General features: G+C 59.9%; 18 protein-coding genes. 11 read left to right on the top strand and 7 right to left on the bottom strand.

Annotated elements, in window-relative coordinates:
• Positions 1-493 precede the first annotated feature (493 nt).
• Both ACRWA7_RS20935 and ACRWA7_RS20930 read left to right on the top strand, forming a co-directional pair.
• A complete protein-coding gene (locus ACRWA7_RS20935) occupies positions 494-2,170 on the top strand; it encodes a sensor domain-containing diguanylate cyclase (protein ID WP_060817062.1) in 1,677 nt (558 codons plus the stop codon).
• A gap of 149 nt (positions 2,171-2,319) precedes the next feature.
• Positions 2,320-2,583: a double-stranded DNA-specific endonuclease gene (locus ACRWA7_RS20930; protein WP_060817063.1), complete on the top strand. Its 264-nt coding sequence runs from the start codon at positions 2,320-2,322 to the stop codon at positions 2,581-2,583.
• Between the two features lie 45 nt (positions 2,584-2,628).
• Here the strand turns inward: ACRWA7_RS20930 and ACRWA7_RS20925 are convergent, their stop codons facing one another.
• Together ACRWA7_RS20925 and ACRWA7_RS20920 are read right to left on the bottom strand one after the other, a co-directional pair.
• The gene (locus ACRWA7_RS20925; protein WP_060817064.1) at positions 2,629-3,975 is read right to left on the bottom strand and encodes an ATP-binding protein; all 1,347 of its coding nucleotides are present in this window, start codon (positions 3,973-3,975) and stop codon (positions 2,629-2,631) included.
• Positions 3,959-4,681 (bottom strand): response regulator, encoded by a 723-nt coding sequence (locus ACRWA7_RS20920; protein ID WP_060817065.1) that lies wholly within the window; start codon positions 4,679-4,681, stop codon positions 3,959-3,961. Before ACRWA7_RS20920 ends, ACRWA7_RS20925 begins: the two co-directional genes overlap by 17 nt.
• 256 nt (positions 4,682-4,937) lie before the next feature.
• Here ACRWA7_RS20920 and ACRWA7_RS20915 point away from each other — a divergent pair, with 256 nt between their 5' ends.
• Positions 4,938-5,531, top strand: coding sequence for a periplasmic heavy metal sensor (locus tag ACRWA7_RS20915; RefSeq protein ID WP_060817066.1), 594 nt, complete (start codon positions 4,938-4,940; stop codon positions 5,529-5,531).
• 100 nt (positions 5,532-5,631) lie between these two features.
• Here ACRWA7_RS20915 and ACRWA7_RS20910 read toward each other — a convergent pair whose 3' ends face one another.
• The gene (locus ACRWA7_RS20910) at positions 5,632-6,330 is read right to left on the bottom strand and encodes a pirin family protein (protein WP_438395844.1); all 699 of its coding nucleotides are present in this window, start codon (positions 6,328-6,330) and stop codon (positions 5,632-5,634) included.
• A gap of 563 nt (positions 6,331-6,893) precedes the next feature.
• Here ACRWA7_RS20910 and ACRWA7_RS20905 point away from each other — a divergent pair.
• The 4 genes from ACRWA7_RS20905 (at position 6,894) to ACRWA7_RS20890 (ending at position 10,852) form a co-directional block, all read left to right on the top strand.
• Entirely contained in the window at positions 6,894-7,583 is a 690-nt protein-coding gene (locus ACRWA7_RS20905; RefSeq protein WP_060817068.1) for an ABC transporter permease, read from the top strand.
• A 59-nt stretch (positions 7,584-7,642) separates the two neighbouring features.
• Positions 7,643-8,356, top strand: coding sequence for an ABC transporter permease (locus ACRWA7_RS20900; protein WP_438395842.1), 714 nt, complete (start codon positions 7,643-7,645; stop codon positions 8,354-8,356).
• A 20-nt stretch (positions 8,357-8,376) separates the two neighbouring features.
• Complete coding sequence (locus tag ACRWA7_RS20895) at positions 8,377-9,156, top strand: ABC transporter ATP-binding protein (protein WP_060817070.1); 780 nt, start codon at positions 8,377-8,379, stop codon at positions 9,154-9,156.
• 544 nt (positions 9,157-9,700) lie between these two features.
• Positions 9,701-10,852 (top strand): porin, encoded by a 1,152-nt coding sequence (locus ACRWA7_RS20890; protein ID WP_060817071.1) that lies wholly within the window; start codon positions 9,701-9,703, stop codon positions 10,850-10,852.
• Between the two features lie 568 nt (positions 10,853-11,420).
• Here ACRWA7_RS20890 and ACRWA7_RS20885 read toward each other — a convergent pair.
• The 3 genes from ACRWA7_RS20885 to zwf form a co-directional block, all read right to left on the bottom strand.
• Complete coding sequence (locus tag ACRWA7_RS20885) at positions 11,421-13,349, bottom strand: bifunctional transcriptional regulator/glucokinase (protein ID WP_438395840.1); 1,929 nt, start codon at positions 13,347-13,349, stop codon at positions 11,421-11,423.
• On the bottom strand, positions 13,327-14,049 hold the full coding sequence (gene pgl, locus ACRWA7_RS20880) for a 6-phosphogluconolactonase (protein ID WP_438395839.1): 723 nt from the start codon (positions 14,047-14,049) through the stop codon (positions 13,327-13,329). Before pgl ends, ACRWA7_RS20885 begins: the two co-directional genes overlap by 23 nt.
• A 168-nt stretch (positions 14,050-14,217) precedes the next feature.
• Positions 14,218-15,678, bottom strand: coding sequence for a glucose-6-phosphate dehydrogenase (zwf, locus tag ACRWA7_RS20875; protein WP_438395838.1), 1,461 nt, complete (start codon positions 15,676-15,678; stop codon positions 14,218-14,220).
• A 530-nt stretch (positions 15,679-16,208) separates the two neighbouring features.
• On the opposite strand from zwf, the gene ACRWA7_RS20870 reads away from it, so the two are divergent.
• The 4 genes from ACRWA7_RS20870 (at position 16,209) to ACRWA7_RS20855 (ending at position 20,649) form a co-directional block, all read left to right on the top strand.
• Positions 16,209-17,462 carry an ABC transporter substrate-binding protein gene (locus ACRWA7_RS20870; RefSeq protein ID WP_060817075.1) on the top strand — a complete coding sequence of 418 codons (1,254 nt, stop codon included), beginning with the start codon at positions 16,209-16,211 and terminating at the stop codon, positions 17,460-17,462.
• Positions 17,463-17,681: 219 nt separating this feature from the next.
• Positions 17,682-18,560: a carbohydrate ABC transporter permease gene (locus ACRWA7_RS20865; RefSeq protein WP_438396725.1), complete on the top strand. Its 879-nt coding sequence runs from the start codon at positions 17,682-17,684 to the stop codon at positions 18,558-18,560.
• Positions 18,550-19,407 (top strand): carbohydrate ABC transporter permease, encoded by an 858-nt coding sequence (locus ACRWA7_RS20860; protein ID WP_075643223.1) that lies wholly within the window; start codon positions 18,550-18,552, stop codon positions 19,405-19,407. The genes ACRWA7_RS20865 and ACRWA7_RS20860 overlap by 11 nt, the downstream gene beginning before the upstream one ends.
• Before the next feature lie 123 nt (positions 19,408-19,530).
• Positions 19,531-20,649: an ABC transporter ATP-binding protein gene (locus ACRWA7_RS20855; RefSeq protein WP_060817078.1), complete on the top strand. Its 1,119-nt coding sequence runs from the start codon at positions 19,531-19,533 to the stop codon at positions 20,647-20,649.
• A gap of 98 nt (positions 20,650-20,747) precedes the next feature.
• Here ACRWA7_RS20855 and ACRWA7_RS20850 read toward each other — a convergent pair whose 3' ends face one another.
• Positions 20,748-21,707 carry a hypothetical protein gene (locus tag ACRWA7_RS20850; protein WP_438395836.1) on the bottom strand — a complete coding sequence of 320 codons (960 nt, stop codon included), beginning with the start codon at positions 21,705-21,707 and terminating at the stop codon, positions 20,748-20,750.
• Between the last annotated feature and the right edge of the window lie 76 nt (positions 21,708-21,783).

Raw genomic sequence — 21,783 nt, 5'->3', positions numbered from 1 at the left:
CAATCTACGCCGCGCCCGTTTCAGAATCGCACGACACTACACCAACCTTTGTTTCAGGCACAACCTCGGCCAGCCGGTTTACGTTTCGTTATCTGGCGTCACGCCGGGCAAGGCAGCCGGGCGGTTTCCGCTCGCGTACGCAAAGCGTTGCGCCCGTTCGTCAAACTGCGCGGCAAGGTTCAGAAAACCACGTTCACGCCGATAAGAAACTTGATGGACGAAAGAAAACGTCGTCCAATTCAAACGCGAAGCCGCGCGCCGTCCCAAAGCAGACCGAAGCCGGCTTTAAACCGTTGCCGACGCGGTTCACAGCTCTTCGCGAGACCAAGCATGTTCTCGCAACGGGCGCCACTGTCGGCGATCAGCAACAGCACTTGGGGCAAGTACCATCGGCGCGCGTGGCCGCGCCCGGTAAGATGCTCGTGTGCCGGCACAAAACTCATAACATTGCTCGTCGCGCGGGGCCGCGGGACAGTCAGACAGGCCAGAATAGATGAACAAGACAACCTTCCACCGTGCGATCGCAGCGCTTGGCTGCGCATTGCTTGCATGCGTGTGCTGGGTTGCGGCCGGACTGGTGTCGGACCGAATGGTACAGCAAGAACTGGCTACGTCGATGCACGTAGAACGCCAAATGGCGGCGTCCATTGTCGACAACACCGCGCAGATCATTGCCAGCGACCTCGCCATGTCCCGCGCGATTCCAGCGACCATCGCGGAAATGGACATGATCCAGCTCGCGCTGGTTCAGCCGCATGGCTCCGCCGCCGACGCCGCGCTGAGCGTCGCCGAGCGGCGAGCCAGGTGGCTCGCCTCGCCCGCGCTGCAAAAAGTCGATAACTTCCTGCACAACGCGCGCGGTTTTACCGGCCTGGATTACGTCTGGGTCGTCGATACGCAGGGCTTTTGCGTGGCATCGAGCAATTCCACTGATTCGAACAGCTTTGTCGGCATTGACATGCGGGCGCGCGGATATATTCAGAAGGCGCTGCTCGGCGCATTCACCGAGACGTATGGCGTGGGCCGCTCGAACGGCGATCCGGGAATCTTTATCGCGACGCCGATTTACCGCGACGGACTTCTTGTCGGTGCGGTGATTGCGAAAGTGAGCATCGACCGCTTGCGGCATTGGGTGTCGCGTCCCGGAACGTTCGTGACCGACAGCAACGGCGTGGTGGTGATGGCCAACGAAAGCCGGCTGGAAAACCGCGTGCTGCCCAATTCGCCCGTGCTGAAGATGTCGCGCGCCGAGCGGCTCGATGCTTACCGCCGCGTCGACTTCCAGACCTTGCGGATCACGAACGTAGGGGAGCGCGTGCGGGCGGATGCGCCGTGGCTGTCGCCAACGCTCTCGAGCGGCCTGTTCAGCGCCAATAACGGCGTGGCGCCCGCGCTTTACGACGAACGCACCGGGCTGAATTCGGGACTTGCCGCGCATATCGTGCATCCGCTGCCGAACTGGGCCGAAATCGTGCGCAACCAGCGGCGCGACCAGTTGCTCGTGTTCCTGACGGCGCTTGGCGTGGTCGGGCTGGCCGTGGTGATCACCGTGTCCTACTTGCGGGAGCGCCGCCTGCACCGCGCGACGCGGCATCTCGCGAACCAGTTGCAGTCGGCCAATACGCTGCTTTCGGCGGAAGCCCGCCATGACGCGCTGACTGGCGCGTTGTCGCGGCGATATTTCCTCGATACCTTGCGCCGCGAAGTCGATATCGCCGGTGCCGCCGGTACGCCTTTATCCGTCGCGATTGCCGACCTGGACTACTTCAAGCAGGTCAATGACCGCTTTGGCCACGCAACCGGCGATCGCGCGCTCGAGCATTTCGTGCGCATGTGCGAGGAGCAATTGCGCGCGAGCGACGGCGTTGGGCGGCTTGGCGGCGAGGAATTCGGCCTGCTGCTTCCGCAAACCTCTCTCGCCGATGCCCACGCGGTGCTCGAGCGCCTGCGCAAGCGCTTCAACCAGGAACATTGCGCCCATCTACCCGATGACACCGCGCTGAGCGTGAGTATCGGCATCACCGCATTGAGCGAGGGCGACACCGCGGAGAATCTGCTCAAGCGCGCCGATCTGGCGCTCTATGCGGCGAAATCGGGCGGCCGCGATCGTAGCGAAGTGCACCCAGCCGACAACATTCCGCCAATGCCGCGTCATCCCGAGACCGCCTGACGCGCGCCCGGCCTTTTGCAACGCTTCCTTTTTGCTCCAGATGCACGCCAAACGCGCGGGTTGGCCTGAAGGCCGACTGGGGCAAGCAGCGTGACAGCAGGTATCATCGATACTCGAAGTCGGATATCTGCCGTTATCAGGAGGGGTGAATGAAGGGAAATCTGGTCATTGTCTGCCGCGATCAGGACGCTGAAGCATTCGATCACTTGCTGGCCGAATATGGCGCGTTCCAGACGCGGCTCTCATCCACCGCCTGGTATCTGAGGCTCGACGTCGCGCCGGAAATCATTCAGGAGGAGATTCTCGGGCGGCTGGGGAAATACACCACGCACTATATTTTCGAAGCCGCCACGGTCACGTACAACACCGTCGATAGTGAAGCGGCTTCCGCGCTGAATACCCTGTTCGATTAAAAGCGCAAGCGGATCGTTGGGGCGGGATTGCTCCAGCGCCCCGCCCTAGGCGTGCTTGAGCACGCCATCGACGTGAAGCTGATCTGCCGCCTTTGCCACGATATCGAACGGAAAAGTCATGGCGACCTGCAATCCGCCTTCCTCGCGATTGCGAATGTCGCACTCACCACCCACCCGCCGCACCAGTCGATCCACAATGGCGAGCCCCAGCCCGCTATGACCGCTGCCGCCGCGCGCGGGATCAAGCCTGACAAACGGCCGGCTGGCCTTCACGAGATCCTGCGCGGCAATACCGCCGCCATTGTCAGTGACGCGCAAGACCCAGCCATTGGCCGCGCGCAAGGTTTCGATCTCGATGGGCGGCGCCCCATAAGCATGTGCATTGTCGAGCAGGTTCGAGAGCAATCTGTCCAGCGTCGCCGCCGGCAGGGCAAAGCCGCGTCCCGCCGCGAGCCGCGTCCGAATCGGTTGGCCGCCGGGGGCGACCGCCCTGTAGCTGCGCGCAACTCTCTCGCATTGCTGGTCGACTTCAACCGGTTCGCTGCGATCCGTTCCGTCATGCGCGAACACCAGAAACTGATCGACGATGTGCGCCATTGAGTCCACATCGCGCACCACGCCATCGCGCAGCTTCGCCTCTTCCATCATTTCGGCACGCAGGCGCAAGCGCGCAAGCGGCGTCTTGAGATCGTGCGCCACGCCCGCGAGCATGACCGCGCGGTCGCTTTCCGCCTGCGCCACCTCACGCACCATCTGGTTGAAACCGTGCGTCAACTGCCGCAACTCGCGGGGACCGCGCTCGGGGACGGCGGGCGTAGGCTCGCCGCGGCCGAAACGTCCCACTGCCTGCGCAAGCGAGCGCAGCGGCGTCTGGAGTTGCCACGCGGCGAGGAGCGCCGCCATGACCGCAGTTGTGAAAATGATCGCAAGCCACAGCAGCATGCGGTCGCGCGAACGCGGCGGACGCAGGGGCTGGACCGGCACGACGATCCAGTTCGCGTCGCGTGCGCCGCGCACCCACAAGCTCGGTGGACCGCCGGGCTCGCTGACACGGACGTCGGTGCCATCGGGCAGACGGTCCCGCAAGTCGTCGATAAACCGCGCAAACGGCGGCGGCACGCGATCTGTATCGGCGTCGGCGATTGGACGGGGAACGTCGGGACTGGTCGGGGCAACCACGTGCACGCTCGAGGGCAGCGGCTGATCCGGCGAATTCGCGATGTGCTGGCGCACGGCGTCGACCAGGAACGTGGCTTCTTCTACTGCGTAACGCGTTTGCGTCTGATCGCGTTCGACCCGGATGACCGCGAACCACGCGACGTGCGACAACACCAGCACGCCGATGACCAGCACAACCAGCCGGCCAAATAACGAATCAATGGGCCGGCGCATTTTGCTCGCCGTCGGGCACGAACACGTAACCACGCCCGCGCACTGTCTGTATAAAGCGCGGCGTGGACGGGTCGGTCTCGAGGATCCGGCGCAGACGCCACACCTGCACGTCGATCCCGCGGTCCGTGCCGTCGTATTCCGGACCGTGCAACAGTTCGAGCAGCCGTTCACGCGTGAGCGTGCGCATCGGGTGATTGACGAAAATCTTCAGCAGCGCGAATTCGCTGCCCGACAGCGTAAGCGGCGTCTCGTCCTGATGCAGCGTGCGCGACTGGAAGTCGAGCCTGAAACGCCCGAACGAAAATGGCTCGCGCTGCTCGGGTGCGGCGGAAGGAATCGTGCGGCGGCGGCGCAATACGGCCTGCACGCGCGCGAGCAGCTCCCGCGGATTGAACGGCTTGCCGAGATAATCGTCAGCGCCGAGTTCAAGTCCGACAATGCGGTCCACGTCGTCGGCACGTGCCGTCAGCATGATCACGGGAATGTCGTCGCCCGATGCGCGGAGCTTGCGCAACGCGGTCAGTCCATCGACACCCGGCATCATGAGGTCGAGCACGATCAGGTCGGGGCGCTCGCGTTCGAGGCGCCGTTCGAGCGTGCCCGCGTCATGCAGCACCGATACCTCGATGCCCTGCCGGACCAGATAGTCGCGCAACAAGTCGCGCAGTTCGGAGTCGTCGTCGACGACAAGTATTTGAGTAGCCATGCGACGCAGTTTAACGCCAGTCCGAGCTCAAGATGCCGCAAAACCTCCGTAAACAGTTACCGGGTGTTACCGCGAAAGCGGCGCGTAAACCGGCGTAATAACGCAATAGCGGCTCGTAACACGCGTATCCGGCCAACTCTCTACGCTGTGTCTTACCGAAGGCGCGACGACCCAGTCGACACAGCCAGATCGGATCAGCTCCAGTTCAGTTCGGCACTTGGCCGCTGGGGCTCCGCAAATCAAAAAGGAGTACGCCATGTTGAAGCAGTCCCGATTCCTCGCCATCACCGCTGCGGCGCTCGCGCTGTCCATAGGTACAGCCAACGTCGCGAGTGCGGCGACCCCGGATGCACCGCCCCCGGGCGGCCCGGGCATGATGATGGCCGAAGGCGGTCCCGGCGGTCCCGGCGCTCATCGCGGGCACGGAATGGAAATGCGCATGAAGAAGGAACTGGACAAGCTGCACAGCCAGTTGAATCTCAACGCCGACCAGGAAAAGCTGTGGCAATCCGCGCTGCAAACCATGAAGCAAAATCATGAGGCAATGCGCGCGAGCCATCAGCAAATGCGCGCGCAGATGGAGTCCATGAAACAGCAGCCGATCCTGGACCTGAACGCCATGTATGCGACGCATCAGAAGATCGAGCAACAGAATGCCCAGTTGCGCGACCAGACCAGCGCCGCATGGCTCAATTTCTACAACGCGCTCAATGACCAGCAAAAGACCACGGTCAGCTCGGCGTTGAAAGCCCGGTTCGCGAAGATGCATGAGCGTCAGGAAAAAATGCATCAGCGTTGGGGCCAGCATCATGGCGCGCCGGCCGCTGGTGCATCGGCGGTTCAGCCTTGATGCACTGACCAGGTAGCCCGCGCATGAAAAAAGCCGTGGACCTGTTTGTTTGGTCCACGGCTTTTTCGTCGCCTGCGACTGACTGCGGTACTTCCTGCGCTCAGGCCAGATCGAACAAGATGACTTCCGCGCCGGTTCCCCGGTCCAGCGTCACCTTCGACACCCCTTCGAGCTTGGCGGCGTCGCCGGCTGACAGCGCTTCGCCATTCACCGATACCGCGCCCCGCGCCACGTGCACATATACGCGGCGCCCGGCGGCAACGTCAAACTCGGCGCGTTCGTCGCCATCGAAAAGACCGGCGTAAAGCTCGGCGTCCGCGCCCAGTTTCACCGCGCCGTCGCGCCCTTGCGGCGAGGCGATCACCCGCAGGCGGCCACGCTTTTCGGCATCGTCGAAATGCTTTTCTTCGTAGTCCGGCGGGTTGCCCTCGGCGTCCGGGATGATCCAGATCTGCAGGAAATGCGCGGGTTCGGTGGCGGAACCGTTGAATTCGCTGTGCCGCACGCCCGTGCCGGCGCTCATGCGCTGGACGTCGCCGGGACGGATGGTCGAGCCGTTGCCCATGCTGTCCCTGTGAGCGAGACCGCCTTCGAGCACATAGCTGATGATTTCCATATCGCGATGCCCGTGTGCGCCAAACCCTTGCCCGCCCGCGATGCGGTCTTCGTTGATCACGCGCAGCGCGCCGAAATGCACGTGCTCGGGATCGTCGTAGCCTGCAAAAGAGAAACTGTGATACGAGTCGAGCCATCCGTGGTTGGCATGGCCGCGTTCATTGGCACGTCGAATCTCAAACATTTCGAACTCCCGTTGATATTGCGATGGAGAGAATGTAAGGGCGCACACGCTCCGGAACAATCGCCTGCACAGGCACCACACCGTCCTGAAAATGCATGCAATCGATACGGCCCACAAACCGCAAGACGGATCGGCGAGCCGCGCGGGCACTCGCGCGCGCGACGGCTTCAGGTAGAATACCGGCCTTTTCGGGACCGGCTGGTGCCGGGCGGATCGTTGGAACCCCGAAAGCTGCCTTGGACATCCTTCCACGCGCCAGCCAGAAAGCGCTTTTTATCTTTTCAACAGCCTTTCAAATACTGCGCACCAATTTTGGACATCTAGAATAGGCATCGCCCGAGCCTGCTTACGGCACGCGGGGCACGCCGGCGACGGGTGGAACGGAACGGAGCGAAAGCGCAAACCAAAGGCAAAGGCGCGAAGGACCGGACATCCGCCGGGCCGCAAACGCGCTAGTAGAAAGCGGCTGAACGCAATCCGGGCAAAAAGCGCGGCTGAACAGGCAAAGGCGCGGGCACAAGGCAAAAAGCCAGCGCCGACGCGCACGTCATCAAGGAATCACCATGTTTCTGCAAGGCTACGGGCCGCTCATCCTCTCGGGCACATGGCAAACCGTCAAGCTGGCGGTCTTGTCGCTCGTGTTCGCATTCGTGATCGGCCTGATCGGGGCGGCGGCGAAGTTGTCGCGCAACCGCATCTCGTCGGGCGTCGGCACGGTCTACACCACGCTCGTGCGCGGCGTCCCCGATCTCGTGCTCATGCTGCTGCTCTTCTACAGCATCCAGATCTGGCTGAATCATCTGACCGACTTGCTTGGCTGGGACCAGATCGATATCGATCCGTTCGTGGCCGGCGTGATCGTGCTCGGCTTCATCTACGGCGCGTATTTCACCGAAACCTTCCGCGGCGCGTTCCTGTCCGTGCCGCGCGGCCAGCTCGAAGCGGGCGCGGCCTATGGCATGACGCCGTGGCAGACCTTCTCGCGGATCATGTTTCCGCAGATGATGCGTTTCGCCCTGCCCGGCATTGGCAATAACTGGCAGGTGATGGTGAAGGCGACGGCGCTGGTGTCGATCATCGGTCTCGCCGATGTCGTCAAGGCCGCGCAGGACGCCGGCAAGGGCACGTTGCGGTTCTTCTTTTTCACGCTGCTCGCGGGCGCCGTTTATCTCGTCATCACGACACTGTCGAATCTCGTGCTGATGTGGCTGGAAAAGCGCTATTCCTCCGGCGTGCGCAAGGCCGATCTATAGGCCACGGCACCGATCACGCTTCCTAAAAGAAACCCGGCACATCCCACGCGGCGGAATCCATGCTCGAAATCATCCAGGAATACTGGCGCAATTATCTTTTCACCGACGGTTATCGCATCACCGGTCTTGCCATCACCATGTGGCTGCTGGTTGTATCGATCGTGCTCGGCTTCTGTCTGTCCATTCCGCTCGCGGTCGCGCGGGTGTCGAAGAACAAGTTGCTCTCGCGCGGCGTCTGGGTCTACACGTATATTTTTCGCGGCACGCCGCTCTACGTTCAGCTTCTGCTCTGCTACACGGGCCTCTACAGCCTGCAAGTGGTCCGCGATCACGTCCTGCTCAACGAATTTTTCCGCAACGGCATGAACTGCACGCTGCTCGCGTTCACGCTGAACACGTGCGCATACACCACGGAAATCTTCGCCGGCGCCATTCGCGCCACGCCTTATGGCGAGATCGAGGCCGCGCGCGCGTATGGCATGTCGTCGTTCACGCTGTACCGGCGCGTCATCCTGCCCTCGGCATTGCGGCGGGCGCTTCCCTATTACAGCAACGAAGTGATCCTGATGCTGCACGCAACCACGGTTGCGTTCACGGCGACCGTGCCGGACATCCTCAAGATCGCCCGCGATGTGAACTCGGCCACGTATCAATCGTTCCAGGCGTTCGGCATCGCCGGACTGCTTTATTTATGCATTTCGTTTGCGCTCGTGTGGATGTTCCGCCGCGCGGAACATCGCTGGCTCGCTTACTTGCGGCCGCAAGGTAAATAAGCCTCATGGATCAGGCACACATGAACTCTCCCGCAACCAAGCTTTTCGTCGATGGCCTTCATAAGCAGTATGGCGATCACGAAGTCCTCAAGGGTGTGTCGCTGAAGGCGAAGGCTGGCGACGTAATCAGCGTGATCGGCTCGTCAGGGTCGGGTAAAAGCACGATGCTTCGCTGCATCAACTTTCTCGAGCAGCCGAACCAGGGCCGGATTTTTGTCGACGGCGAGGAAATCCGTACGCTCAAGGACAAATTCGGCGCGCTGAAAGTAGCCGAACCCAAACAGTTGCAGCGCATGCGCACGCGGCTTTCCATGGTGTTCCAGCACTTCAATCTGTGGTCGCACCTGAGCGTGCTCGAAAACGTGATGGAAGCGCCGGTGAAGGTGCTGGGGTTATCGAAACAGGAGGCCCAGGACCGCGCGCGCAAATATCTCGAGAAGGTCGGGCTCGCGCCGCGGCTGGAAAAGCAATATCCGTCGCACTTGTCGGGCGGCCAACAGCAGCGCGTGGCCATTGCACGGGCGCTCGCCATGCATCCCGACGTCATGCTCTTCGACGAACCCACTTCCGCGCTCGATCCCGAACTCGTGGGCGAAGTCCTGAAGGTCATGCAGACGCTAGCCGAAGAGGGCCGCACGATGATCGTCGTCACGCACGAAATGGCATTCGCCCGCAATGTGTCCAACCACGTGATATTCCTGCACCAGGGATTGATTGAAGAGGAAGGTCACCCCGACGAGGTCTTTGGAAATACGCGCAGCGATCGGCTGAAGCAGTTCCTGTCGGGAAGTCTGAAGTAAAACTACAAGGTTTCCATCTGCTGATATAGATCAAATTCAAAAGCGTCCTGACGGGCGCTTTTTTAGTTTGAATCTCTAAACATGTGGCGTTTTTTTAGCGTTCGCGCTTTAGCCGCAGATGCATCCCCCAGTCAATAGATGCAATCCATAGCGTTAAGCCCTCAAATCTCGCACTGCCTTATCGCATAAGCCTTTAGGCGTTATTTGCGTCATTTTGTGCGAACTCACAACACACCAACCATTGCATTTTCGAGACAGAAAGTAGCCAGACAACAATTTTCTTGGCGGCACAAAGGTATTTTGCTAAATTAGTAATCAAAGTACGGAAACGAAGTTCATTAAAAGTAGTTTTACTTCAAAAAGAACTGAGGAGACACCGATCCGACGGGTCGGTTGTGACGTGGGCGGCCTCTTTAACCGTCTGAATCACGGACACCGCCCCTTCGCGTGTCACCCCTCTAAATAGTTTCCGGTTTGGCGCGCTGGCGCTGAACCACTACCGCCGCACTTGGGCTTCTATTTTTTGACAGGGTTGGAGGAGATGATGAAGAAAGCTTTGCTCGCGGCTTCGCTGCTGACGGTCGGCGTTGCAGCACACGCTCAAAGTAGCGTGACGCTCTATGGCCGGCTTGACGCTGGTCTGGAATACATGACGGGCGTGCCGACTGGCGCGAATGCTGCCGGCGCTGCCAACAGCAGCGGACACCGTTTCCGTGCGGAAAGCGGCGACTGGGGTACCAGCCTCTGGGGCATGAAGGGCGTTGAAGATTTGGGCGGCGGCAACAAGGCCGTGTTCCAGTTGGAAGGCAGCTTCAACACCATGACCGGTCAAGGCCCGGGCAACAACGGCATCTTCAATCGTTGGGCGACGGTCGGTGTCGCCAACGACCAGTTCGGTACCTTCTTGCTGGGTCGTGAACTGTTCATCTCCAACGGCGTGTGGGACTTCGACCCGTTCGGTCAGTCGAACTGGTCGTCGGCTTCGCTGGTTCGTGGCCGCAACTGGCCGCAATCGAGCAACAACGTGTCGTACCAGTCGCCGAAGGTCGCGGGCTTTGACTTCTACGGTCAATACGCGTTTTCGAATGCGACGAACTTCAACGGTAATGGCACAACGCCGCAAGGCCGTGAAGCAGGCGCACAGATCACCTACACGACGCCCCTGTTCCAGATCCGCGGTTTGTACGATGAAATCCGCAACGCGAACAATGGTGGCCTGTACGGCGGCAACCCGGGCGACATCAATGCAGGCAACGTGTCAGGCGGCGTGTTCGCAGCATCGCGCGAGTACACGGCTGCTGTGAACGTGTTCCTGGGTCAGTTCAAGATCCAGGGCGCTTATCAGGCGATCCGTACCTCGGGCGCAACGGGCGTTCTGCCGGGCCAGCCGACGACGCTCGATCACGAATGGGGCGGTATTACGTGGCAAGCAACGCCGGCGGCTGCAATCATTGCAGCGGCGTATCACGTGAACGGCAACAACGGCGCAGGCAACGCGACGATCTACACGATCGGCGGCTCGTATAACCTGTCGAAGCGCACGTTGCTGGATATTCAAGTGGCGACGGCACAGAACAGCAAGGGTGCTAACTATGGCCTGAATGCGAATAACCCGGGTACGGCAGTCAGTACCGATAACCCGCTGCCGGGTCATAGCCAATCCGGCGTTTATGCCGGTATCCAGCACTCGTTCTAATCTGAACGGGTTTGCCCGGGCGATAACGACAGAGAGAGTTTGGTTTTTTAAAGCGTAGGTTTTTATAGCTATAGCTTTAATTTTAGTTTTAGTTGGTTTTCACGCTGCTGCGAGAGGCGCGTATCGGTGCGGTGTCCGGAAGGGCATCGCACCGTTTTTTATTTGGGTGGCACCCGGTGATTTGGGCGCTGGTTTCAGGTCTTCGCGCATTTCGTCTTAGCTGAATTTTTTAGCACTGTTAGCCACTGTCCGTGGCGGGACTTCATTTCTTTTTCCAAACGGCGAAAAAGAAACGAAGCAAAGAAAACGCCTTTCAACCACTCATTCCTACAGGCCCGAGCGTGCAGTGACATCTGCTTGGGACTTCAAAAGAACGCTCAGCGCATAACCCTGGATAGTTGAAACCCTCCCCCTCCGTATCCCTACATCCACACGCTTCGCCTTCCGTGTTCTCGGGCTAGTTCATGCGCTTGCTCGTTGGGACAGTTCTATTTCCGGCTTCAAATGAAAATGCCGCCGATGCTTTTCGCATCGGCGGCATTCCTTGTTGTTGATACCTCGTTTTTTCTTAATCTCGAGCTATGCCCGCCGCGCCGTGGCTCAGCCAATCCAACACCGCACCCGTGTCGTCATCGCCCGCTTCCCGTACCTTCGTCATCGCTTCACTGACATCCGCACTCACGTTCGGCACCGCCCGGCGGATCGCTACGCCAACCGCCAGAATGTCAATCATCACAAGGTGCAGGATGCGCGAAATCATCGACATCTGCGACTCACGTATCTCAATGTGATCCGTCTCCAACGCAACCGTCGCACGCTTGGCCAACGGCGTATTGCTAGACGTGATCGCAATCACCGTCGCACCCTGCTGCATCGCAATTTCAAGCACACGCAACAACTCCGGCGCGCGCCCCGACTTCGATACCGCCACAATCACATCGCCCTTGCCCAACAACGCCGCCGACGCCGCCTGCATATATAAATCGCCATACGCAATCGTCGGGATGCCAAAACGAAAGAACTTGTAGTGCGCATCCTGCGCCACGATGTTCGAATTGCCCAGCCCATAAAACTCGATCCGGCGCGCTCCATTCAGAATATCAATGGCACGCTCCACGTGATCGAAGTTCAAATGCTCACGCAATTGCAGGATCGCGGAAACGGTATTGTCCAGAACCTTCGCGCCAAAATCCGTGGCGGTATCGCCAAGATGTACCTGGCTATGGCTCACCGGAATCGTCCCCGTCAAACCCGTCGCCAGCTTCAGCTTGAAATCGGATAATCCCTGGCAACCAAGCGAGCGGCAAAAGCGAATCACCGTCGGCTGGCTGACGTCGGCTTTACGCGCAATATCGATGATCGGATCATTGATGATGGAACGCGGATGATTCAGCGCAAGATCAGCAACGCGGCGCTCGGCTGGCGTCAATGCATCGCGCATCTGGCGAATGCGCTCGAATACAGCGGACGATCCCCCATTCGCACGATTGGACAACTGCTCGGACAATATCGCCGATACCCCCAGAAACGCCGGGTATTCAGCGGTAATGATGAACGTGGGCACACTCGACAAGTATTGCTGGAAGCGCCCCTTCGCCTCGAAACGCTCACGGAACGACGACTTCGTGAAGAGCTCGCCCAGCTTCAGCACCACCCCGCCGCCAATGAAAATGCCCCCCAGCGCACCCAGCGTCACCGCAATATTCCCGGCGAAAGTGCCAAGAATGCCGCAGAAACAATCGACCGCTTCCAGCGCGAGCGGCTCGCCATCGTGCGCGCGCTGCGTGATGCTCGCCGATTCCAGGTCGTCCGGCACGGCCACGCCATCGCGTTCAGCCAGCGCCTGGTAAATCAGCAGCAAGCCAGGACCCGCCGCCACGCGCTCGAACGATACATGCGGAAATTTCCGGCGCGCAAAACGCAGGACTATGTCCTCCGTTTCATTCGATGGCGCAAAACTCGCATGGCCACCTTCGCTGCCAAGCGCGATCCAGCGGTCATCGGCGGGAATCAGGCCGGAAACGCCCAGGCCCGTACCGGGCCCAAGCAAGCCGATCACGCTGTTCTGCCGGCGCGATCCGCCGCCGACCTGTACACGCTGGGCATCGGTCAGGCCCGGCAGCGCCATGGCCAATGCAGTGAAATCATTCACGACCAGCAAGGTGTCGAAACCAAGCGCGCGGCGCGTGGCTTCAATGGAGAAGCTCCAGTCGTGATTGGTCATCGCGACATGATCGCCGTCCACCGGATTGGCGATCGCCACGGCCGCATGATTCACGCGGCTGACTTTCGTATCCTTCAGGTACTGCTGCATGGCTTCCGCAATGCCCGGGTAATCGTTGCCCGGATACACGCGAATCTCGCCAATCACGCCCGGCGCCGTTTCGAGCGCGAAACGCGCGTTGGTGCCGCCGATGTCAGCCAAAAGCCGGGGTCCGTCAGCGTGCTGGCTTCCGGCCGCTATCGTTACGGCCTTACTTTGCACACCAGTAGACATCGAGCCTGACTCCTTCTGCTTTTGCCAACGTGGAGATGGCGTTTTTTTGCGGTGCGGCGAGCGCGGCGTTCAATACGTCGAGTTTCTTTTGCCCGCTGATGAACAGGAAAAGGTGTTGCACACCCTTGAGCGCGGACATGGACAGCGACACGCGCGCATGCGGCGCGCTGCCCGGATGAACGGAAATGAACCGGTCTGCCGTGGTGATCGCGAAATCCCACTCGGGGGCATCGGCGAAAATGGACGCAGTGTGGCCGTCTTCACCCATGCCCAGCACGGCGACGTCGGGCACGCGGCGTTGCGCATCGGCGTTCAGGTCGGCAATGTGTGCGTCCAGCGGACGGTTCGTATCCACGAGCGGCAGGAAATAGGCGCCGCTGGCCGAGTTTTGCAGCAGCGTCTCGCGCACGAGATGCGCATTGCTGGCGCTATCCGTTTCAGGCACCCAGCGGTCGTCCACGAGCGTTACATCGATATGCGCCCAGTCGAGCGCATGCGTGGAAAGCGTTTGCAAGAACGGCTTCGGACTCGTGCCGCCCGAAACGGCAAGCGTTGCGTGCTGGGCTGGATTACCCGACACGGCGGCATCCGCCGACGCGGCTCCGCGAGCCGCGAGCGTCGCGGCAAGCGCGTCGCCCACCGCTGCAGCCAATGCGTCGGATTGGGCGCCTGGCTCATCAAAAGTATGAAGCTGGATCACTGCTCCTCCATGCTGCCTTGTTTTGGTTTCATTTCGCCCGCCGTGGACGCTTCCAAAACCCCGGAAGCGCCGCCCGACGGGATTTGTCTCGGCTTTAATTGCAACATGTTTACAGCACAAACGTCCTGGAACACGTCCCCACCGACCCGTTCGGCATGCCGAACGGGCTTAATTCTCTTCTTCGAGCCAGCACGTCCCGTGTTGCGCCAGCATCGCGCTCGCGGCAGCCGGTCCCCACGTGCCCGAAGCGTAAGGCTTCGGCGGTTTTGTCGATGCCGCCCATTCATCCAGGATCGGTTCCACATAACGCCACGCCGCTTCCTGTTCGTCACGCCGCACGAACAACGCGAGACGGCCGTTGATGACATCGAGCAGCAGGCGCTGATACGCCTCCATCTGCCCTTCCTTGAAAAACTTGTCGAAGGCGAGATCCAGATGCACGCTCGCGAGATTCATGCCTTCGCCCGGCTGCTTGGCGAGGCAATACAGGCGAATGGTTTCGTTCGGCTGAAGGCGGATCACGAGACGATTCATGCCGGCGCGCAACGCGTTGGCGCCGAGCGCCGAGTGCGGCACCGGCCTGAAATTCACGACAATCTCAGCCGTGCGGTCCGCGAGCCGCTTGCCAGTGCGCAGGAAGAACGGCACGCCGGCCCAACGCCAGTTTTCGATCTCGACCTTCAACGCCACAAACGTTTCCGTGTGACTGTCGGGCCGCACGCCATGCTCGGTCGCGTAAGCGGGCACCGATGTGCCCTTGATCACGCCCGAATGATATTGGCCGCGCACCGCGACCTTGCTGATGTCGCGCGGATCGACGGGCTTGAGCGCACGCAGCACGCGCAGCTTTTCGTCGCGCACGGAATCGGAGTCCATGGAATGCGGCGGTTCCATCGTTACGATGGAAAGAAGCTGCAGCAAGTGGTTCTGCACCATGTCGCGCAAGGCGCCGGTATTGTCGTAGAAATCGCCGCGCGCTTCCACGCCGAGTTCCTCGGCAATGGTGATCTGGATGCTCTCCACCCATTCGCGACGCCACAGCGGTTCGAACAGCGCATTGCCGAAGCGCAGCGCGAGCAGGTTCTGCACCGGCTCCTTGCCGAGGTAATGATCGATCCGGTAGATCTGTTCTTCCGCGAAGATTTCGCCCACCGCGTCGTTGATGGCCTGCGACGACTTCAGATCGTACCCAAGCGGCTTTTCGAGCACGATGCGCGCGTTTTCGCTCAAGCCAACGTCGGCGAGCGCACGGCAAATGGGCACGAACAGCGACGGACCGGTCGCGAGGTAAAACACCCGCGTGCCGCCGTGCCGGTTCACTGCATCGCGCAGCAGCTTGAAATCTTCCGGCTTGCCAAGATCCAGCCGCACATAGTCGATGCGATCAAGAAAGCCCTTCCACACCGCGTCGTCCACCCCGTTTTTCGATACATGCGGCTTCACGTGTTCGTCGACCCAGCTCAGATACGCATCGCGATCTTCCGACGCGCGGGCCACCGCGACGATCTTTCCGCCTTCGGCAAGCATGCCGCCACGATGCGCTTCGAAAAGCGCCGGCAGGATCTTGCGCATCGAAAGATCGCCTGTTCCGCCGAACAGAACGAAGGTGAAATTCGAATCGTTTTGCATGTGTCTCCGCAGGGGTTCTGAAGGACCGTAGTCCGATAAAATTTTTTTTGACACTGAATTGTAGTTTAACTACAATTCAAATCAAGGGGTAACGTGATCTCGGAAAAAAACACTTAGTCAATCAGAACATGCGTGTTTTCCCGGAGATTCATGTCTAGTTGCATGGTAATAGACCTGCGCCAATGACGCTTTTGCCGAAAGGTTCACCATGGGTGATGTCATGGCAACGGCTAAAGCCGCAGGATGCAGAACCCCCGACGCACGCCACGCTGGCCTGCCAGTGTGAACGGGCAAAAATCAAAAGAGGAGACACAGTTGCGATTCGACACACTCATCTCTTGAGAGCCGTACGGCCGAGGTTCGGTCTGCGGCCAGACTGGCGCGCCCACGGATCATTGCAGGGGCAACCGGTCTCATCCCGCTGCCATTGCCGACTCCGGCCACTTCAAGTCTGTTCAGTTCCAGCCATCGCTTCCTGGCGGCATCAGGGGCCAATCGTTTTTTGTTCAGGTGTTCGGAGGAGATAAACAATGAAATTTCGCAAGCTCATGGGCGCGCTCGGCGCTGCAGGTCTGTTGTGCGGCGTGACGGCACAGGCGGTTCAGGCTGCAGAAGCCGTTTCCGTGCTGCACTGGTGGACGTCTGGCGGTGAGTCGAAGGCTATTGGCGTGTTGAAGGACGACATGACCAAACAGGGTTACACCTGGAAGGACTTTGCTGTCGCCGGCGGCGCGGGCGCTGCGGCCATGACCGCACTGAAGACGCAGGTGATCTCGGGCAACGCCCCGTCCGCCGCGCAGATCAAGGGTCCGCTGATCCAGGAATGGGCCGATCAGGGCGTGCTGGTGAACATTGACTCGGTCACGGGCGACTGGAAGAAGAACCTGCCGCCGGAAATCGACAAGATCATGCACGCAGGCGGTCACTACGTTGGCGCGCCGTTCTCGGTACATCGCGTGAACTGGCTGTATATCAACAAGGACGCGCTGGACAAGGCAGGCGGCAAAGCGCCGACCACGTGGCCGGAATTCTTCGCCCTCGCCGACAAGATGAAGGCGAACGGCATTGTTCCGGTGGCGGCAGGCGGCCAGCCTTGGCAAGACCTGACCTTGTGGGAAGACGTCGTGCTGTCGCAAGGCGCGGACTTCTACAAGAAGGCGATTGTGGATCTGGACCAGAAGACGCTGAGCTCCGACCAGATGGTCAAGGTGTTCGACACGGTTCGCCACGTCCAGTCGTACTTTGATAACGGCCGCACCGGCCGTGACTGGAACCTCGCCACCGCCATGGTCATCAACGGCAAGGCCGGCATGCAGTTCATGGGCGACTGGGCCAAGGGCGAATTCGCGGGCGCGAACAAGAAGTCGGGTACGGACTATGTTTGCGTGGCGGTTCCGGGCACGGAAAAGGCTTACACGTTCAACGTCGATTCGTTCGTCTTCTTCCAGCAGAAGGGCGCGAAGGATGCCACGCCGGGTCAACTGGCGCTGGCGAAGACCATCATGACGCCTGAGTTCCAGGAGCAGTTCAGCCTGAACAAGGGTTCCATTCCGGTTCGCCTGGGCGTGCCGATGGCCAAGTTCGACGATTGCGCGAAGAAGTCCTACGCTGACGAGCAAACGGCTCTGAAGTCGGGTGGTTATGTTCCTTCGCTGGCTCACGGCATGGCGCAAGGCGATGCAACGGCAGGCGCCATTACCGACGTGGTCACGAAGTTCATGAACTCGACGCAGGATTCGAAGAGCGCAGTTGCCGCTCTCGCGAACGCAGCGAAGACGAAGTAAGGCGCGAAGTGAAACGGAAGTAAGCGTTTTACTGTGACGCACGGGCGCGTTCCGGAAGGTGCGCGCCCGAAAGCACAAGTTGATTATCGTAAAAACCGCTGTATCCCTGTTCCGGCCTGAGACTCTTGCCGGCAAATTTTCAGGAGTCGAGAAGTGGCTGCCTCCCCTAGCGGTATCGCGAGCAAGACATCGCGCACCCCGCCCCGCCGCACGTCGCCCATGGCGGCGCTTGCCGATACTTATATTCCCAAGCTGGTACTCGCGCCCAGTGTGTTGATCGCGCTGGTGTTTGTGTACGGCTTTATTCTGATCACCGGGTACCTGTCGCTGACGAACTCGCGACTGATGCCTCGCTACGATTTCGTCGGCTTCCAGCGATACACCGAGCTGTTCAGCAACGACGTCTGGTGGACGTCCGCCGCGAATCTCGGCTGGTTTGGCATTCCGTTCATTGGAATCTGCGTTGGACTCGGCCTTTTCCTTGCCATCCTTCTTGACCAGAAGATCCGCAATGAAGGCGCGCTGCGCGCAATTTTCCTGTACCCGATGGCGTTGTCGTTCATCGTGACGGGTACGGCGTGGCAATGGATCCTGAACCCGGGCCTCGGGCTTGAAAAAGTATTCCATGACTGGGGCTGGACGAGCTTTTCGTTCGACTGGCTCGGCAACCCCGACAAGGCCATCTTCTGCGTCGTGATCGCGGCCGTATGGCAATCCACCGGTTTCGTGATGGCGCTGTTCCTTGCAGGTTTGCGCGGCGTGGATGGCGAGATCTTCAAGGCGGCGCAAATGGACGGTGCATCCTTGCCGCGCATTTATCGCAAGATCGTGATTCCGAGCATGCGGCCGGTCTTCTTCTCCGTGCTGCTGATCCTCTGCCACATCACCATCAAGACGTTCGACCTCGTGGTTGCATTGACCGCGGGCGGTCCGGGCACGTCGTCGTCGCTGCCGGCCATGTTCATGTACACGTTTTCGTTCAACCGTGGCCAGCTTGGACTCGGCGCAGCTTCATCGATGATGATGCTTGCTACCGTCGTCGCCGTGCTCGTGCCGCTCATGTATCTGGAATCGAGGAGCACCCGCAATGGAATCTAAGATGACGATCAGCCGCGCCGTCATCTATGCGGCGCTGATCCTGTTTGCCCTGTATTTCCTGTTCCCGATCTACGTGATGCTCTCGACGTCCTTCAAGGACCTCGACCAGTTGCGCACCGGCAACCTGCTCACGCCGCCGACTTCGTTCACGTTCGCGCCGTGGGTCAAGGCGTGGTCGCAATCGTGTACCGGCGTGCGTTGCGACGGCATGGAACCGTTCTTCATGAATTCCGTGCGCATGGTGATCCCGGCGGTGCTGATTTCATCGATAGTCGGCGCATTCAACGGCTACGTGCTCACGCACTGGCGTTTCCGTGGCGCGGACCTCGTGTTCACGCTGCTGCTGGTTGGCTGCTTCATCCCCTTCCAGGCCATCCTTTTGCCCATGGCGCGTCTGCAAGGCCTGCTGGGACTTGCGAACACCACAACGGGGCTGGTGCTGGTCCACGTGGTGTACGGTATTGCGTTCACGACCATGTTCTTCCGCAACTTCTACGTGAGCATTCCGGCGGAACTGGTGAAGGCGGCGCGTATTGACGGTGCGGGTTTCTTCACCATTTTCACGAAGATTTTGCTGCCGGTATCGCTGCCAATCTTCATGGTGTGCCTGATCTGGCAATTCACGCAGATCTGGAATGACTTCCTGTTCGGTATCGTGTTCTCGGGCGTGGATTCAATGCCGATTACCGTGGCGCTGAACAACCTCGTGAATACATCGACCGGCGTGAAGGAATACAACGTCGACATGGCTGCCGCGATCATTGCCGCCCTGCCCACCCTGCTCGTCTATATGGTCGCCGGCCGGTTCTTCGTGCGTGGCCTGACGGCGGGCGCGGTGAAAGGCTAGCCGAAGGCTGATTTCCGCGGGGCGCCGTGCAACCGGTTCGAGCCGCAACAGCGCTCCGCGATAAAGATCAACAGATGCACGGACGATCACACTCCGCGCGAGAGACATTAAAGGATTCATAGCATGGCAAGCCTTTCAATCCGCGACGTATACAAGACTTATGCGAACGGCGTTCCCGTTCTGAAGGGCGTGAACATCGATATCGAGGATGGTCAGTTCCTGATCCTCGTTGGCGGTTCGGGCTGCGGCAAGTCCACGTTGCTCAACATGATCGCCGGACTGGAGACGGTCACCAAGGGCGACATCATGATCGACGGCAAGACGGTGAACAACCTCTCGCCGAAGGACCGCGACATTGCGATGGTGTTCCAGTCCTACGCGCTGTATCCGTCCATGACGGTGCGCGAGAACATCTCGTTCGGGCTGAATATCCGCAAGGTGCCGAAGGACGAGCAGCAGGCAATCGTCACGCGCGTGTCCGATACGCTGCAGATCCAGCATCTGCTCGACCGCAAGCCCGGCCAGTTGTCGGGCGGCCAGCGTCAGCGCGTGGCAATGGGCCGTGCGCTCGCCCGCGATCCCGTGATGTTCCTGTTCGACGAACCGCTGTCGAACCTGGACGCGAAGCTGCGTATTGAAATGCGTTCGGAGATCAAGCTGCTGCATCAGCGCCTTGGCACGACGATTGTGTACGTGACGCACGACCAGATCGAAGCCATGACGCTCGGCGACCGGATCGCGGTGATGAAGGACGGCGTTGTGCAGCAGTTCGGCGCGCCGCAGGACATTTATGATTCGCCGTCGAACCTCTTCGTGGCGGGTTTCATTGGCGCGCCGCCGATGAATTTTATCGATGGAAAACTGGTCGAGGCCGGGTCGGGCGTGGGTATCGAGCTGGACACGGGTGTGTCGCGTTCCGTGCTGAACCTGCCCTTCGACGCTACTTCCGTGCGTGGCAAGATTGGCCAGAACGTGATTCTCGGCTTGCGCCCCGAGCGGATCACGGATGCGCGCAGCGCGCACAACGTGGAAGACGCGCGCCTGCAGCCGGTCGAAGTGAAGATCGACGTGATCGAGCCGACCGGACCGGATACGCTGGTATTCACGCAAGTGAACGGCAAGCGCGTGGTGAGCCGCGTGCATCCGGCGGCAAACCCGCAGCCGCTCACGAACATGACGCTGTTGTTCGATGTATCGAAGGCCGTGTTGTTCGATGCAAAGACGGAAGAGCGGTTGGCTTGATCGGATTGTGGCCGGATAAACGAAACGCCGCTGGGTCTTCAGGACCAGCGGCGTTTTCTTTAGAGCCAAACCGGGAATGACGGAACGCCGGGAACGCCCTATGTGGGCGTTGAAGCGCGTTGACGGGCCAGCGACCTGTTGAAGTCGCCTTTGAAAATCGCCGTTCCTTGATGGGTCAGGTTCGAGTGTGCATCGATCGCCGGCGTTATGCCGATTTGCGCGATCCGCCGGCAAAAGGCGTAATCCTCCGAGAGATAGATGCCTGATTCTGGATCAATCATTGTGTCGAAGAATGTGTAGTGAAATCTGGCCATCTTTCCGGTGTTGTGATCCGGACGGTCGATCAGGCCGGCCTTGTATTGAAGCTCGGGAAAGGCATAGACGAGCCGCAAAAATACGTCTCGCTTGATTAGCATGAATCCTGTGGGTGCATGGAGTGCATCGACAAAACCGCTGTGATCGGGTTCCAGTGCGTCCGCAAATCCCGTAGCCGGATATCTGGCAAAACGTTCGCGGAAATCGGCATGAGTCGTGCCGGCTGGCAACGCTTCCGGCAAGCCCGTTTCTGGCCAGTTATCAGATTTCAGCGGATAGACACCCGCCACCACCGGACGATCGGCTAAAAGCAAGCGGACAATGTCCGAACCTTTGAAACCGATATCGCTGTCGATCCACATCAGATGCGTGAACTGCTCGTCCGCGAGGAATTCGGCAACCATTGTGTTTCGAGCCCGCGTGATCAGACTGTCGAAGCAGTTGAAATTGATCTTGAGACCAAACCCGTGCAAATCCGCAGTGTCGTACAGGTCCAGCAATCCGCAAACGTAGCCGTTTGTAAGCAGGCCCCCATAACTGGGGGTTGCCACGAAAACATTGGCGGGGATTCTTGCAATAGTGGTCATCTTTTCTTTGGAATGATAAATCGATGGTTTTGCGCCTCGGGCCGCCGCCGTCACGCACCGGAGCAAGCTGAAAAGCATTCTAGCGGAACGACACATCTCGAAAAACTTGGCCAAGGCAACCGTTGCGCGCACGTGCGCTGCGTTGAACAGGCACAATCCGCTGTCATCGACTATTCCCGGCGGCGAGCCATCACGCTTCCTTCCGGCTGACGCATATCCGGCATGACCGCGC

Origin of the sequence: Caballeronia sp. DA-9, assembly GCF_051615025.1 — a bacterium.
Classification (GTDB): Bacteria; Pseudomonadota; Gammaproteobacteria; order Burkholderiales; family Burkholderiaceae; genus Caballeronia; species Caballeronia sordidicola.
This window is presented reverse-complemented; position numbering and strand designations above follow the sequence as displayed.

Bases quoted from the DNA above. Each gene is read 5' to 3' on its own strand.
- ACRWA7_RS20935 (WP_060817062.1), top strand. From the start codon at position 494: ATGAACAAGACAACCTTCCACCGTGCGATCGCAGCGCTTGGCTGCGCA.
- ACRWA7_RS20930 (WP_060817063.1), top strand. From the start codon at position 2,320: ATGAAGGGAAATCTGGTCATTGTCTGCCGCGATCAGGACGCTGAAGCA.
- ACRWA7_RS20925 (WP_060817064.1), bottom strand. From the start codon at position 3,975: ATGCGCCGGCCCATTGATTCGTTATTTGGCCGGCTGGTTGTGCTGGTC.
- ACRWA7_RS20920 (WP_060817065.1), bottom strand. From the start codon at position 4,681: ATGGCTACTCAAATACTTGTCGTCGACGACGACTCCGAACTGCGCGAC.
- ACRWA7_RS20915 (WP_060817066.1), top strand. From the start codon at position 4,938: ATGTTGAAGCAGTCCCGATTCCTCGCCATCACCGCTGCGGCGCTCGCG.
- ACRWA7_RS20910 (WP_438395844.1), bottom strand. From the start codon at position 6,330: ATGTTTGAGATTCGACGTGCCAATGAACGCGGCCATGCCAACCACGGA.
- ACRWA7_RS20905 (WP_060817068.1), top strand. From the start codon at position 6,894: ATGTTTCTGCAAGGCTACGGGCCGCTCATCCTCTCGGGCACATGGCAA.
- ACRWA7_RS20900 (WP_438395842.1), top strand. From the start codon at position 7,643: ATGCTCGAAATCATCCAGGAATACTGGCGCAATTATCTTTTCACCGAC.
- ACRWA7_RS20895 (WP_060817070.1), top strand. From the start codon at position 8,377: ATGAACTCTCCCGCAACCAAGCTTTTCGTCGATGGCCTTCATAAGCAG.
- ACRWA7_RS20890 (WP_060817071.1), top strand. From the start codon at position 9,701: ATGAAGAAAGCTTTGCTCGCGGCTTCGCTGCTGACGGTCGGCGTTGCA.
- ACRWA7_RS20885 (WP_438395840.1), bottom strand. From the start codon at position 13,349: ATGTCTACTGGTGTGCAAAGTAAGGCCGTAACGATAGCGGCCGGAAGC.
- zwf (WP_438395838.1), bottom strand. From the start codon at position 15,678: ATGCAAAACGATTCGAATTTCACCTTCGTTCTGTTCGGCGGAACAGGC.
- ACRWA7_RS20870 (WP_060817075.1), top strand. From the start codon at position 16,209: ATGAAATTTCGCAAGCTCATGGGCGCGCTCGGCGCTGCAGGTCTGTTG.
- ACRWA7_RS20865 (WP_438396725.1), top strand. From the start codon at position 17,682: ATGGCGGCGCTTGCCGATACTTATATTCCCAAGCTGGTACTCGCGCCC.
- ACRWA7_RS20860 (WP_075643223.1), top strand. From the start codon at position 18,550: ATGGAATCTAAGATGACGATCAGCCGCGCCGTCATCTATGCGGCGCTG.
- ACRWA7_RS20855 (WP_060817078.1), top strand. From the start codon at position 19,531: ATGGCAAGCCTTTCAATCCGCGACGTATACAAGACTTATGCGAACGGC.